Origin of the sequence: Corynebacterium sp. LK2537, from assembly GCF_040946485.1 — a bacterium.
GTDB lineage: Bacteria > Actinomycetota > Actinomycetes > Mycobacteriales > Mycobacteriaceae > Corynebacterium.
Window position 1 is genome coordinate 279,562 of sequence record NZ_JAYWLQ010000002.1, and the last position, 13,437, is coordinate 292,998.

The 13,437-nt window shown below is 64.5% G+C and carries 12 protein-coding genes; 11 read left to right on the forward strand and 1 reads right to left on the reverse strand.

Going from position 1 to position 13,437, the window contains the following annotated elements; all coding sequences use genetic code 11:
* Window positions 1-4: 4 nt before the first annotated feature.
* A complete protein-coding gene (locus tag VVS03_RS04180) occupies window positions 5-1,789 on the reverse strand; it encodes a long-chain fatty-acid--CoA ligase (RefSeq protein ID WP_368534147.1) in 1,785 nt (594 codons plus the stop codon).
* Between the two features lie 595 nt (window positions 1,790-2,384).
* On the opposite strand from VVS03_RS04180, the gene rho reads away from it, so the two are divergent.
* The 11 genes from rho to atpA all read left to right on the forward strand — a co-directional run bounded on the left by rho (window position 2,385) and on the right by atpA (window position 13,409).
* Window positions 2,385-4,256, forward strand: coding sequence for a transcription termination factor Rho (gene rho / locus VVS03_RS04185; RefSeq protein WP_368534095.1), 1,872 nt, complete (start codon window positions 2,385-2,387; stop codon window positions 4,254-4,256).
* The gene (prfA, locus tag VVS03_RS04190; RefSeq protein WP_368519672.1) at window positions 4,256-5,332 is read left to right on the forward strand and encodes a peptide chain release factor 1; all 1,077 of its coding nucleotides are present in this window, start codon (window positions 4,256-4,258) and stop codon (window positions 5,330-5,332) included. The genes rho and prfA overlap by 1 nt, the downstream gene beginning before the upstream one ends.
* Before the next feature lie 2 nt (window positions 5,333-5,334).
* Window positions 5,335-6,207, forward strand: a complete 873-nt coding sequence (gene prmC, locus VVS03_RS04195; protein WP_368534094.1) for a peptide chain release factor N(5)-glutamine methyltransferase — start codon at window positions 5,335-5,337, stop codon at window positions 6,205-6,207.
* Window positions 6,208-6,259: 52 nt separating this feature from the next.
* The gene (locus VVS03_RS04200) at window positions 6,260-6,928 is read left to right on the forward strand and encodes an L-threonylcarbamoyladenylate synthase (protein ID WP_368534093.1); all 669 of its coding nucleotides are present in this window, start codon (window positions 6,260-6,262) and stop codon (window positions 6,926-6,928) included.
* A complete protein-coding gene (locus VVS03_RS04205) occupies window positions 6,928-8,091 on the forward strand; it encodes a glycosyltransferase family 4 protein (RefSeq protein WP_368534092.1) in 1,164 nt (387 codons plus the stop codon). The genes VVS03_RS04200 and VVS03_RS04205 overlap by 1 nt, the downstream gene beginning before the upstream one ends.
* A 116-nt stretch (window positions 8,092-8,207) precedes the next feature.
* On the forward strand, window positions 8,208-8,585 hold the full coding sequence (locus tag VVS03_RS04210; RefSeq protein ID WP_368534146.1) for a hypothetical protein: 378 nt from the start codon (window positions 8,208-8,210) through the stop codon (window positions 8,583-8,585).
* A 529-nt stretch (window positions 8,586-9,114) separates the two neighbouring features.
* Entirely contained in the window at window positions 9,115-9,903 is a 789-nt protein-coding gene (gene atpB / locus VVS03_RS04215) for a F0F1 ATP synthase subunit A (RefSeq protein ID WP_290225883.1), read from the forward strand.
* Window positions 9,904-10,008: 105 nt separating this feature from the next.
* Window positions 10,009-10,248 (forward strand): ATP synthase F0 subunit C, encoded by a 240-nt coding sequence (locus VVS03_RS04220; protein WP_290225885.1) that lies wholly within the window; start codon window positions 10,009-10,011, stop codon window positions 10,246-10,248.
* Between the two features lie 44 nt (window positions 10,249-10,292).
* Window positions 10,293-10,862: a F0F1 ATP synthase subunit B gene (locus tag VVS03_RS04225; protein WP_368519677.1), complete on the forward strand. Its 570-nt coding sequence runs from the start codon at window positions 10,293-10,295 to the stop codon at window positions 10,860-10,862.
* 6 nt (window positions 10,863-10,868) lie between these two features.
* Entirely contained in the window at window positions 10,869-11,687 is an 819-nt protein-coding gene (locus VVS03_RS04230) for a F0F1 ATP synthase subunit delta (RefSeq protein WP_368534091.1), read from the forward strand.
* An 81-nt stretch (window positions 11,688-11,768) separates the two neighbouring features.
* The gene (gene atpA / locus VVS03_RS04235; RefSeq protein WP_368534090.1) at window positions 11,769-13,409 is read left to right on the forward strand and encodes a F0F1 ATP synthase subunit alpha; all 1,641 of its coding nucleotides are present in this window, start codon (window positions 11,769-11,771) and stop codon (window positions 13,407-13,409) included.
* The last annotated feature ends 28 nt before the right edge of the window (window positions 13,410-13,437 follow it).

Sequence of the window (13,437 nt, forward strand, 5' to 3'; positions counted from 1 at the left end):
GGGCCTAGGTCAGCGGCTGGTCCGGATCCAGGGTGGCGTTGTCATCTATCTGGTTGGCCTCGCCCGGGCCGGCCAGGCGGATGATGTTGTATTCGCCCTCGGCCAGGTGGGAGCGCAGGTCCTTTTTGTCGAACTTGCCCACCGACGTCTTGTCGATGCTCTTGATGAAGGTCCAGTACTCCGGCAGCATCCAGCCGGGTAGCTCGGAGCGCAGGTTCTCCCGGAGGCTCTCTGCGGTCTCGATGGTCGGGTCGATGTCGTGCTGGAGGACGGTCACCGCCAGCGGGCGCTCGCCCCACTGTTTGTCGGGGTAGCCGATGACGGCGGCCTCGATGACCCGGTCGTCGGCCATGATGAGGTTTTCCAGCTGGACGGAGTAGATCCACTCGCCGCCGGAGCGGATGACGTCGCGGGCGCGGTCCTCGATGGTCAGGAAGCCGTCCTTGGTCACCGAGCCCACGTCGCCGGTGCGCAGCCAGCCGTCGGCGGTGAACTTGCTGGCCGCGTCCTCGGTGCGCTTGCCGCGGAACTGGGAGGCCGCCCCGCCTTCCTCCGCGGCGGGCGAGTGGTAGTAGGACTCCGTGACCAGGTTGCCGCGGACCTGGATTTCGCCGGCGTTGCGGTCGGTCTTGGAGACCACCTGCCCGTCGTTGACCACGCGGTATTCCAGGCTGGTGGGGAAGCGGCCCTGGGAGATGCGGTAGCCCCAGCGGGAATTGCCGCTAGCGCCCTGCGGCGGGCGCGCCACGGTGCCCACAGTGGTGGTTTCCACCATGCCCCACACGTGCACCACGTCGACGCCGAAGCGCTCCTCCCAGACCTTGATCACCTGCGGTGGGACCGGGGAGCCGCCGGCGTAAATCTCGGTCAGCGACATGCGCTCCGGCGGGTGGTGGAGGTAGTGGACGAAGAGCTGGATCCAGATGGTCGGCACGCCGTGCGCCACGCGCGGGTGGGTGGAGGCGATGAGCTTGGCCAGGGTGGGCGCGGAGACGTCCGAGTCCGGCAGGATAAGCGGCGTGCCCGTCATGAAGGCGGCGAAAGGCACGCCCCAGGACAACACGTGGTAGATGGGAATGCAGCACAGGAAGGACTCGCCGTGCGTAATGGCCAGGCTGTCCGTGGTGCGCAGCAGCATGGAGGCTAAGTAGATGGAGCGGTGCGAGTAGACCACGCCCTTGGGCGCGCCGGTCGTGCCGGTGGAATAACACAGCGCCGCGGCCGCGGACTCGTCTAGGACCGGCCAGTCATAGCGGGTCGATTGCCCGTCCAACAGGGCCTCGTAGGAATAGACCTCCACGCCGCGGGGGAAGTAGGGGCTCAAGTGGCTCACCCGGCCCGGGCCCGTGAAGACGACCGCGCGGACGGTGGTGGTCCCGGCCAGGACCGCGCCCAGCTGCTGTGCCAAGCGCGGATCGGCGACGATGACCTCGATCTCCGCGTGGTTGACAATGTGCCGGATCTGGTCGTTCATCAGCTGCTTGTTCAGCGGGGTAAAGACCGCGCCCTTGCAGGCCACGGCGAACATGACCTCGAGGTGCTCCGCGCAGTTCCACAGGAAAGAGCCGACGCGCTCGTCGCCGGTAATCCCCAGCTCGTCGTGTAGCACGTGGGCGAAGGCCGCCGCGCGCGCCCCGATGTCCGCAAAGGTACATTCCTCGGCCGCCCCGGCGCCGTCGGGGGCGTGCTCGCCGTGCCACGTGGTGACCTTGGTTTGGCTGTGGACGGTGGCGCCCTGCTCCAAGATACGGGAGATATTGAGAGGGACTTCCTGCATGGTGGAGTGCATGGTCACTATGATAGCCACCTCCTTGCGCCCCGGGGTGGGGCCGGTACCGAACTGCCCGAAATCTTGCGCTATACTGTCTGGGACTGGCTGAGCTGCTTGAGCGTTTGAGCTACGTGAGCTGCCCTAAGTTGAACAGTAAAGCACATGTGCTCGGGCCTGCTCGTGCAGTCGAGATGCGTTGTCCCTGGGCCTGACCCCGCAGAATGGGTCAAACCACAGCCCGCGCGCTTTCTGGGTGAGTACCTCAAACGCCGTGCACACCGCGCAAGGTTTAAGGCCGGCCCGCAGGGGGACGACGTGGTACCTGCCGAGGAAGGGCAACTCGGTCCCACGCGGACCACCCGGGCTCCCTTCCGGTCCCAACCGGCGCTGCGCGCCCTCGAGGTTGCTCGAGGTCCACGACAGTCAGCCGCCGGGCGCCCACGGTAGGCTAGCCAGAGTTTTATCTTTTAACTACACAGTCATTTCCAGAGTGCCTAGCCGGCAGACCCAGATATTTAGGGGAAACCGGCCCGGTAACACGCGGCACGACCGCCCAACCGGGCACGCTGGGCACCCAGAATCATCCGCTGGGAAAAGCGACGAAAGGACTTCCGTGAGCGATACGGAGAATATCTCGCCTCAAGAACTGGCATCCCTGAAGCTGCCGCAGCTGCGCGAAATTGCGGCCCAAAAGGGGCTGCGCGGCATCAGCGCTCTCCGCAAGGGCGCTCTCATCGAGGCAATCACGACCGGTAAAAAGCCGGCCGCCGCCAAGGCCGCGCCGAAGTCGGCAGACAAGGCGGACAAGCCCGCTAAGCAGGCACCGGAACAAGCCCCGGCCGCGCAGGCTGACGATGCCCCGCAGCTCGACGGTCGCCGCCCGCAGGGCCGCGACGACAAGCAGAGCCGCGACGACAAGCAGGGCGACGGCGAGAAGAACGCCGACAAGAACAACGGCAACAGCGGCAATAACGGCAATAACGGCAATGACGAGCCGCGCTACGAGTCCCGCGCGCAGGCCCGCCGGGCCCGCCGCAACCGCGCGCGCCGGGGTGGGCGCGACGACCACGACGGCAACAACCAGGACCAAGGCCGCGACAACCGCGACAACCAGGATGATTCCCGCAACGGAAACAACCACGGCAACAACGGCGGCAACAACAACGGCGGCAACAACAACCGCCGGAACAACGGCGACGATGACGAGCGCGGCGGGCGCCGCGGGCGTCGCAACCGCCGCAACCGCCGGAACCGTGGTGGCGGCAACGACAACCGCGGGGGCGGCAACGACCTGCAGATTCGCGAGGGCGATGAGCTGCAGGCCGTCGGCGGCATCCTCGAGGTAGTCGACAACAACGTCGCCTTCCTGCGCACCACCGGCTACCGCGCGGCGAACTCGGACGTCTTCGTCAACCAGAACCTGGTCCGCCGCCTGGGGCTGCGCTCCGGCGACGCCGTGACCGGCCAGGTCAAGGTCGCCGGCGCCACGCACACCCACGGCAACGGCCGCAACCGCCGCAAGTACAACCAGCTGGTGCGGGTCGATACCGTCAACGGGATGGACCCGGAAGAGGCCAAGCAGCGCCCGGACTTTGCCAAGCTGACCCCGCTGTATCCGAACCAGCGGCTGCGCCTGGAGACCGACCCGAAGGTCCTGACCACCCGTGTTATCGACCTGATTATGCCGATCGGTAAGGGCCAGCGCGCCCTTATCGTCTCCCCGCCGAAGGCCGGCAAGACGACCATCCTGCAGAACATCGCCAATGCGATCTCCATCAACAACCCGGAGTGCTACCTCATGGTGGTGCTCGTCGACGAGCGCCCCGAAGAGGTCACCGACATGCAGCGCTCGGTCAACGGCGAGGTGATTGCCTCCACGTTCGACCGCCCGCCGTCAGAGCACACCTCGGTCGCCGAGCTGGCCATCGAGCGCGCCAAGCGCCTGGTGGAGCAGGGCAAGGACGTCGTCGTGCTGCTGGACTCCATCACCCGCCTGGGCCGCGCGTACAACAACTCGTCCCCGGCCTCCGGGCGCATCCTGTCCGGCGGTGTCGACTCCAACGCTCTCTACCCGCCGAAGCGTTTCCTGGGCGCGGCCCGCAACATCGAAAACGGCGGCTCGCTGACCATTATCGCCACGGCCATGGTGGAAACCGGCTCGACCGGCGACAACGTCATCTTCGAGGAATTCAAGGGCACGGGCAACGCCGAGCTGAAGCTGGACCGCTCCATCTCCGAGCGCCGCGTCTTCCCGGCCGTCGACGTTAACCCGTCGGGTACCCGCAAGGACGAGCTACTGCTCGTGCCGGAGGAGCTGCGCATCATGACCAAGCTGCGGCGCATCCTCGCGGCCCTGGACTCCCACCAGGCCATCGACTTGCTCATCAAGCAGCTGAAGAAGACCAAGTCCAACGGCGAATTCCTCATGGGCGTGGCGCAGTCCGCGCCGATGGTCGCCGACAAGGACGAGGAGGATTACAAGTAATGGCTAGCCAGGTTTCGCTGGTCGACGACATCGTCTCCGAGTACCAGGGTCTGGAAATGCAGATGGCCGACCCGGAGGTGGCCGGCGACCAGAACCAGTTCCGGAAGCTGTCCAAGCGCTACGCCGAGCTGCGGCCCATCATCCAGGTCAACGACGAGCTCAACCAGGCTCGCGCTGACCTCGAGGACGCGAAGGAGATGGCCTACGAGGACCACGACTTCCAGGCCGAGGCCGATCGCTTGGAGGGTGAGGTCGTCGAGCTGGAGGAAAAGCTTGCTGACCTGTTGGCCCCGCGCGACGAGCACGACGCCGAGGACATCATCATGGAGATCAAGGCCGGCGCCGGCGGGGAAGAGGCCGCGCTTTTTGCCGGCGACTTGGCCCGCATGTACGAGCGCTACGCCGACAAGACGGGCTTTAGCTGGGAGGTGCTCGGCCTCAACGAGTCCGACCTGGGTGGCGTGAAGGACATGACCATCTCCTTCAAGTCGAAGAACCCGTCCCGCGACGGCGCGTGGTCCGTCTTCAAGTTCGAGGGCGGCGTCCATCGCGTCCAGCGCGTGCCGGTGACCGAGTCCCAGGGCCGCATCCAGACCTCGGCGGCCGGCGTGCTGGTCTACCCGGAGCCGGACGAGGTCGAGTCGGTCAACATCGACGAGAAGGACATCCGCGTCGACGTCTACCGTTCCTCCGGTAAGGGCGGTCAGGGCGTGAACACTACGGACTCCGCCGTGCGCATCACGCACCTGCCCACCGGGCTCATCGTCACCTGCCAGAAGGAACGCTCCCAGATCCAGAACAAGGCGCGCGCCCTGCAGGTGCTGCAGGCCCGCCTGGATCAGATGGAGCGCGAGGCCCGGGAGGCCGAGGACGCCGAGCAGCGCGCCTCCCAGGTCCGCACCATGGACCGTTCCGAGCGAATCCGCACCTACAACTGGCCGGAAAACCGCATCACGGACCACCGGATCGGCTATAAGGCCAACAACTTGGACTCCGTGCTGGACGGAGACATGGGCGATCTCATCACCGCCCTGCAGAACCAGGAGCGCGCCGAGCGCCTCGAGGCCGAAGGCTAGAAGTGGCCCCCGGCACGTACGCGCGCCTGCTCCGGGAAACCACCCGGCGGCTGTCGGCGGCCGGCGTGGCCTCCCCGGAGTTCGACGCCCGCCTGCTGTTGAGCCACCTCATCGGCTGCGGGCACATGAATATCCCGTTGAATGAGCCGACGATGCCCGGCTTCGAGCTCGCCCTCGAGCCGCTCGTTCGCCGCCGGGAGCAGCGCGAGCCCTTGCAACACATCGTGGGCACCGCGCCTTTCGGCCCGCTCGACCTCGCGGTGGGGCCGGGGGTTTTCATCCCGCGCCCCGAAACGGAAGTCCTGGCCGACTGGGCTAAAGGCAAGGCTGAGGGCTTGATTAAGCGGGGTAATAAATCCCGCCTAACGATCCTCGACCTGTGCACCGGCTCGGGCGCCCTGGCGGCCTACCTGGCCTTTTACCTCGCGCCGGCCGCCCGCGTCGTGGCGGTGGAGAAGTCGCCTCAGGCCGCGGAGTATGCCGCGCGCAACTTCGCCGGCTTGGGGCTGCAGGTGGAACTCGTCGAGGGCGATGCCTGCGACCCGGGCCTCCTGCCGGAGCTGGACGGGCGCGTCGACGTGCTGGTGACCAACCCGCCCTACGTGCCGGAGTCGCCGGACTTGGCCCCGGAGGTCTACCACGACCCGGCCGAGGCGGTCTTCGCCGGATCGGATGGCATGGACGTCATCCGGGACATGGCAGGCAACCTCACGCGCTGGCTGGCACCCGGCGGGTGGCTCGGCATCGAGCACGACGATGCCACCTCCGCGGCCGTGCAGAGCGTCCTTCGGGACACCGGCGCCTTTAGTACAGTAGAACCAATGCTCGATCTCACCGGCACCGCCCGCTTCGTGCGCGCGCAGCGTAAAGAGTAGGGTTAAAGCTCCAATAATCAGAGAACTTAAGCGTTTTTCGTGGGAGAAGTTGATGCAAGGCAAAATCTATAGTTGCGCTGACGAGGCGGGGCGTGCGGAAGGTATCGCCGCGGCGACTAGGGCTGCGAAGTCCGGCCGCCTGGTGGTGCTGCCGACGGACACCCTCTACGGCATCGGCTGCGACGCCTTCGACAACGACGCGGTAGCCAACCTGCTTGCCGCCAAGCACCGCGGGCCGGACATGCCGGTGCCGGTGCTCATCGGCTCCTGGGATACCATCCAGGGCCTCGTTGCCACGTATTCCGACCAGGCGAAGCTCTTGGTCGAGGCTTTCTGGCCGGGCGGGCTGTCCATCGTCGTGCCGCAGGCGCCGAGCCTGCCGTGGAACCTGGGGGACACCCGGGGCACGGTGATGCTGCGCATGCCGCTGCACCCGATTGCCATCGAGCTGCTCCGCGCGGTCGGCCCGATGGCCGTATCCAGCGCCAATATCTCCGGCCACCAGCCGCCGACCACGGCGATTGCCGCCAAGCAGCAGCTGGGCAAGTCGGTCTCGGTCTACCTGGACGGCGGCGAAACCGCCATCGGCAAGCCGTCGACCATCATTGACCTGGCCGCGCCGCAGCCCTACCTGCTGCGGGAGGGCGCCATCTCGGCCGAGCAGATCTCCGAGGTCATCGGGGTCTCCGCCGAGGCGCTGCGGACCCGCCCGGGAGCCTGATGCTAGGCGGAGCCGGGGTGCCGCTGCGCGAAATCGGACTCGTTATCCTCGTCGCGGCTATTATCACCTACCTGACCACCGGGATCGTGCGTTCGGTGCTGGTGCGCAGCGGCCAGGTTGCGGAGGTGCGCCAGCGCGACAGCCACTCCCAGCCCACGCCCCAGCTGGGCGGGCTGGCCATGTACACCGGGTTTATCTCGGCGGTCTTCTTCGCCGCCCAGCTGCCCGCGCTGACCCGCGGCTTCATGCCGGTGACCCCGGAGATGACCGCGGTCATCTGGGCTTCCACCGCCATCGTCCTGGTCGGGATCGTCGACGATTTGGTCGAGCTGTCCGCGCTGGTAAAGCTGGCCGGGCAGCTGGTGGCCGCCACGTTGCTCTCGGCCCTGGGGCTGACCTGGTCGCTTTTGTTCGTCCCGTTTGGCGGCGGCACCACGCTGTTGCTGGACCAGTTCCAGTCCTCGTTGGTGACCATCTTCATCGCGGTCCTGCTGGTCAACGCCATTAACTTCGTCGACGGGCTGGACGGCCTGGCCGCCGGGCTGGGCCTCATCGCCGGCGGGGCCATCTTGATCTTTTCGCTGACCGTCCTGCACGACCAAGGCGGGGCGGTCTCGGCGTACCCGCCGGCCATCATCGCGGCCGGCCTGGTCGGCATGTGCGCGGGTTTCCTGCCGCACAACTTCGAGCCCTCCCGCATCTTCATGGGCGATAGCGGTTCGATGCTCATCGGCCTGCTGCTGGCGGCGGCCTCGACGTCCGTTTCGGGCAAGATCAACATGTCGCTCTACGGCGGCGCCGACATGGTGGCGGTCCTCTCGCCGCTCATCGTCGTCGTCGCCGCGGTCTTTATCCCGGTGTTGGACCTGGTCTGGGCGGTTATCCGCCGCCTGTCGCAGGGGCGCTCGCCGTTCTCGGCCGACAAGGCCCACATTCACCACCGCTTGCTGTCGCTGGGGCACACGCACCGCCGCACCGTGCTGGTGCTCTACCTGTGGGTCTCGGCCGTCGCCTTCGGGGCGGTGAGTTTCTCGGTCGTGCCGGTGCCCGTGGCGGCCGGGGCCACCGCCGTGGCCATCGTGATGGCCGCCGTTGCGACCCTCATCCCGCTGCGCGCCGGCAAGATCGGCCGCCTGCCAGCCTCGGCAGATAAGCCGGGCTAGTAGGTCCACCCGTACAACCTGTAGGATCCGTATTCGTGTCTGAAAGCTTTGATTCCACGCAAACTAACCCGAACGGCGGGGCGCCGCGCTCCGAGTTCGACGACCACCGCCGGCCGATGGTGCGCGCGGTGCGCTTCGGCTCCATGGCGCTGGTGGTCGTGACCGTGCTGTCGCTGGTCGGCTGGGGCTGGGCCAAGGACCTGCCCGGCATCTGGGGCGTGCTCCTCGGCGCGGCCATCGGCGGAGGCTTCGTCCTGCTGACCGCGCTTTCGGTGCTCGTGACCGCCAACTCCAGCCCGTCGACCACCATGGCGGTCGTTCTCGGCGGCTGGTTGGTCAAGGTTGTTCTCTTGATTATTGTCCTGCTGGCCGTCCGCGGCATGGACTTCTACGACAACGTCGCGCTCTTCGTGACCGTCATCTTTGCACTCATCATCGTGCTCGGCACCGAGGTGTGGGGGATTATCACCTCTCGGGTGACCTACGTGTCTTAAAACGCGTGGGCCGATGCGTCGGCCTTTGCGGGTCTGTGAATCTAGTGCCCGGGAAGTAATGCTTCCCGGGCGCTTTGTCGTCCCGGGCCAAACGAGAGGGCTCCGTGTGGGGGCTTCGGGGGTGTGTTTAGCAGGTATTTGTCACCCCCGCGGGGCATCACAGCATAAGGCTGTGATTAACCTTACCCGCCTGGGTTTTCAGTGGGAACGGGCAGTTTTGGGGCGAGAGTGGAGCAATTGTTCGGGTTTCCTGCCAGCTACTTGCACAAACTGGCCCCCCGCGTGCGAAATTTCAATAACAAGCTGCTAGAATTTCCTGCGGGTTACCGCGGATCTAGGGTCCGCAGTCTGTGAGTGACGGACTGCAACGCCTTATAGTCCGTTGCGGTGAATCCCTGCTGCAGCATCGCTGATGTGCGACGGAGTCCGTTGTTGCGGCAGAGAGTTTGAGACGTCCATCGCACCGTATGAATTCGACACTCATACGGCCCGAACACGGGAGAGAACGCTGAGCGTTACGACATTGGCCATGAAGGGAAGCTTTCACGCACCCGAACTGGATCCAGAATTTTTCCCGGGGCAATATTACGGCCATATCCTTTTTGCGGATACACCGTTCGCGCTGGATCGCTTGATGCTGGTCCGCCTGCTCATGGCGGCCATCTTGGTGATCCTGTTTGTAGTCGCCTTCCGGAACCCGAAGCTGGTTCCGAAGGGTTTGCAGAACGTTGCGGAATACGGGCTGGATTTCGTCCGCGTTCACATCGCAGAAGACATCTTGGGGAAGAAGGAAGGCCGTCGGTTCCTGCCGATCTTGGCGTCCATCTTCTTCGGCATTCTGTTTTGGAACGTCTCGACAATCATCCCAGGCCTGAATATTTCGGCGAATGCCCGTATCGGCATGCCCATCGTGCTGGCCATCGTGGCGTATATCGCGATGATTTACGCCGGTGCAAAGCGCTATGGCTTCGGCAAGTTCCTGAAGTCGTCGGTGGTTATTCCTAACCTGCCGCCGGCTCTGCACTTGCTGGTTGTGCCGATCGAGTTCTTCTCGACGTTCATCTTGCGTCCTGTCACGCTGGCCTTGCGTCTTATGGCGAACTTCCTGGCCGGCCACATCATCTTGGTCCTGCTGTACTCGGCTACCAACTTCTTCTTCTGGCAGCTGAATGGCTGGACCGCGATGTCTGGTGTGACTCTGATTGCAGCGGTTTTGTTCACCGTATACGAGATCATCATCATCTTCCTGCAGGCGTACATCTTCGCCCTGCTGACCGCTGTATACATCGAACTGTCACTGCACGCAGATTCGCATTAAACACGCGCGAACGACGCGGCCAACTGAATAACCCCACATCAAACCACCACCGCCTTCGCCGGCAAAGCGCTGGCGGGGAAACATTCGAAAGGGAACGACTTTCACATGAACGACATCATCTTGGCTCAGGCAGCAGAGTCCTCGATCCACGGTCTTGGCGCCATCGGCTACGGCATCGCCACCATCGGCCCGGGCCTGGGCATCGGCATCCTCGTCGGCAAGACCGTCGAGGGCATGGCACGTCAGCCGGAGATGGCTGGCCAGCTGCGTACCACCATGTTCCTGGGTATCGCCTTCGTTGAGGCCCTGGCCCTGATCGGCCTCGTCGCTGGATTCCTGTTCTAAAAGCGCGCGTTTTACACACAAACCCCTTTTAAGACTGGAGACTTATGAACAACGTCTTTTACTACCTTGCGGCGGAGGGCGAGGAGCTGCCTATGGAGGGCGGCAACTCCATCCTCCTGCCCAAGCTCTATGACATCGTCTGGTCTCTGATCCCGTTCATCATCATCCTCTTGGTCTTTTGGAAGTTCGTTCTTCCGAAGTTCCAGGAGCTGTTGCAAGAGCGTGAGGACCGGATTGAGGGTGGCCTGAAGCGCGCCGAGGCCCAGCAGGCCGAGGCCAAGGCAGCCCTCGAGAAGTACAACGCGCAGTTGGCAGATGCCCGTGCAGAGGCAGCCGAGATCCGCGAGCAGGCGCGCGAGCGTGGCAAGCAGATCGAGGCCGAAGCCAAGGAGAAGGCCGAGGAGGAGTCCCGCCGCATTATCGCCAATGGCGAAAAGCAGCTGCAGGCTTCCCGCACCCAGGTCATCTCCGATCTGCGTTCCGACATCGGACAAAACTCCATCAACCTGGCTGAGAAGCTGTTGGGCGGCGAGCTTTCTGACTCCGCCAAGCAGTCTTCCACCATTGATAACTTCTTGTCCGAGCTCGACACTGTGGCACCGGCCGGAAAGTAGGAGGCTATGAAGGCAGCTAGCCGCGAAGCACTCGCCGGTGTGGAGTCGACCCTGGATAAGATCCTGGGCGAGTCCACCGCCGTAGCGGTTGCCGCTCAAACCGGCCTCGAACTCTTCGAAGTTGTTGACGTGCTGGACGGGGAGCGCGAACTGCGCGCCAACCTGTCCGACGCCGCGGCTTCGGAAGACACCCGCAAGAAGCTGGTCGCTGACCTCTTCGGCGGCAAGGTGGCCCCCAGCACCCAGCAGGTGCTGGAAGCGGCTGCCTCCGCCAAGTGGTCTTCGGGCCGGGACCTGGTTCGGGGCCTGGTGGCCCTGGGCCGGCGTTCCCTTCTGCGCGGCGCAGAGTCCGAGGGGAAGCTCGGCCAGGTGGAAGACGAGCTCTTCCGCCTGTCGCGCATCCTGGACCGCGAGGGCGAGCTGACCCAGCTGCTTTCCGACCGCACTGCCAAGTCCGCCAAGAAGCGCGGGCTGCTGGCTAACGTGCTCTACGGCAAGGTCACGATGTTCACTGAGGCGCTCGCGCTGCAGGCCATCGGACGCCCGGAGCAGAACCCGATCGACGACGTTGCCAATCTGGCGTCGCTCGCAGCCGAGCTGCAGGGACGCGAGGTCGCACACGTGGTCAGCGCGGGTGAGTTGAACGAAGGCCAGCAGGCAGTACTCGCTGAGAAGCTGGGCAAGATTTATGGTCGTGCGATGTCCATCCACTCTGAGGTTGACACCAGCCTCCTCGGTGGCATGACTATTCGTGTCGGCGACGAGGTCATCGACGGTTCCACGGCGGGCAAGATTGCCCGCCTGCGCACCGCGATGACCAAGTAAAGTCGTTGACGGTCACTACGTGAAGACTACGACACAAACTTTAAGTAATTGCTGGACGATACTACCGAGAGTAGGAAGAACATGGCGGAGCTGACGATCTCCTCCGATGAGATCCGTAGCGCGATTGCGAACTACACCTCGAGCTACTCCGCGGAGGCCTCCCGTGAGGAGGTCGGCGTGGTCATTTCGGCAGCTGACGGTATTGCACAGGTTTCTGGCCTGCCGTCTGTTATGGCGAATGAGCTGCTCGAGTTCCCTGGCGGCGTAATCGGCGTTGCACAGAACCTGGACACCAATTCCATCGGCGTTGTGGTGCTGGGTAATTTTGAGGCCCTCAAGGAGGGCGACGAGGTTACGCGAACTGGAGAGGTCCTCTCCATTCCCGTGGGCGAGGGCTTCCTCGGCCGCGTTATCAACCCGCTGGGCCAGCCGATTGACGGCATGGGCCCGATCGAGAGCGAAGAAGACCGCGCCCTCGAGCTGCAGGCACCGTCCGTGCTGCAGCGCCAGCCGGTCGAAGAGCCGATGCAGACGGGTATCAAGGCTATTGACGCCATGACCCCGATCGGTCGCGGTCAGCGCCAGCTGATCATTGGTGACCGTAAGACCGGTAAGACGGCGGTCTGCATCGACACCATCCTGAACCAGAAGGCCAACTGGGAATCTGGCGACAAGAACAAGCAGGTCCGTTGTATCTACGTGGCCATCGGTCAGAAGGGTTCCACCATCGCTGGTGTGCGCCAGACCCTGGCCGATCACGGTGCGCTGGACTACACCACCATCGTGGCTGCCCCTGCTTCTGATTCCGCCGGCTTCAAGTGGCTGGCACCGTTCTCCGGTGCCGCTCTGGGCCAGCACTGGATGTACCAGGGCAACCACGTCCTGGTTATCTACGACGACCTGACCAAGCAGGCCGAGGCCTACCGTGCCATCTCCCTGCTGCTGCGCCGTCCGCCGGGACGCGAGGCATACCCGGGCGATGTGTTCTACCTGCACTCCCGCCTGCTGGAGCGTGCCGCTAAGCTCTCCGACGACATGGGCTCTGGCTCGATGACCGCATTGCCGATCATCGAGACTAAGGCAAACGACGTGGGCGCGTTCATTCCGACCAACGTCATTTCCATTACCGACGGCCAGGTCTTCCTGGAGTCCGACCTGTTCAACCAAGGTGTGCGCCCGGCTATTAACGTCGGTGTCTCCGTCTCCCGTGTCGGTGGCGCCGCGCAGACCAAGGGTATGAAGAAGGTTGCCGGTAACCTGCGTCTGGACCTGGCTGCGTACCGTGACCTGGAGGCGTTCGCTGCGTTCGCTTCCGATCTGGACTCGGCTTCCAAGGCTCAGCTGGAGCGCGGTCAGCGCCTGGTCGAGCTGCTGAAGCAGAGCGAGTCTTCCCCGCAGCCGGTGGAATACCAGATGGTGTCCATCTTCCTGGCAGACCAGGGCATCTTCGACGTCGTTCCCGTCGAAGATGTGCGTCGCTTCGAGACTGAGGTGCACGAGTACCTGCAGGCGAACACCCCGCAGGTCTACGAGCAGATCGCCGGCGGCGTTCCGTTCACCGACGAGTCCAAGGAGGCTCTGGTCTCCGCGGCCAAGGACTTCACTCCGACCTTCCGCACCACCGAGGGCCACAACCTGGGCTCCGAGGCTGAGGTCGAGCCGCTCGATGCTGACGAGGTTAAGAAGACCGAGCTCAACGTCTCCCGAAAGGCTTCCAAGTAGGCTCGCGCTTACGAGGACACACAAGTCG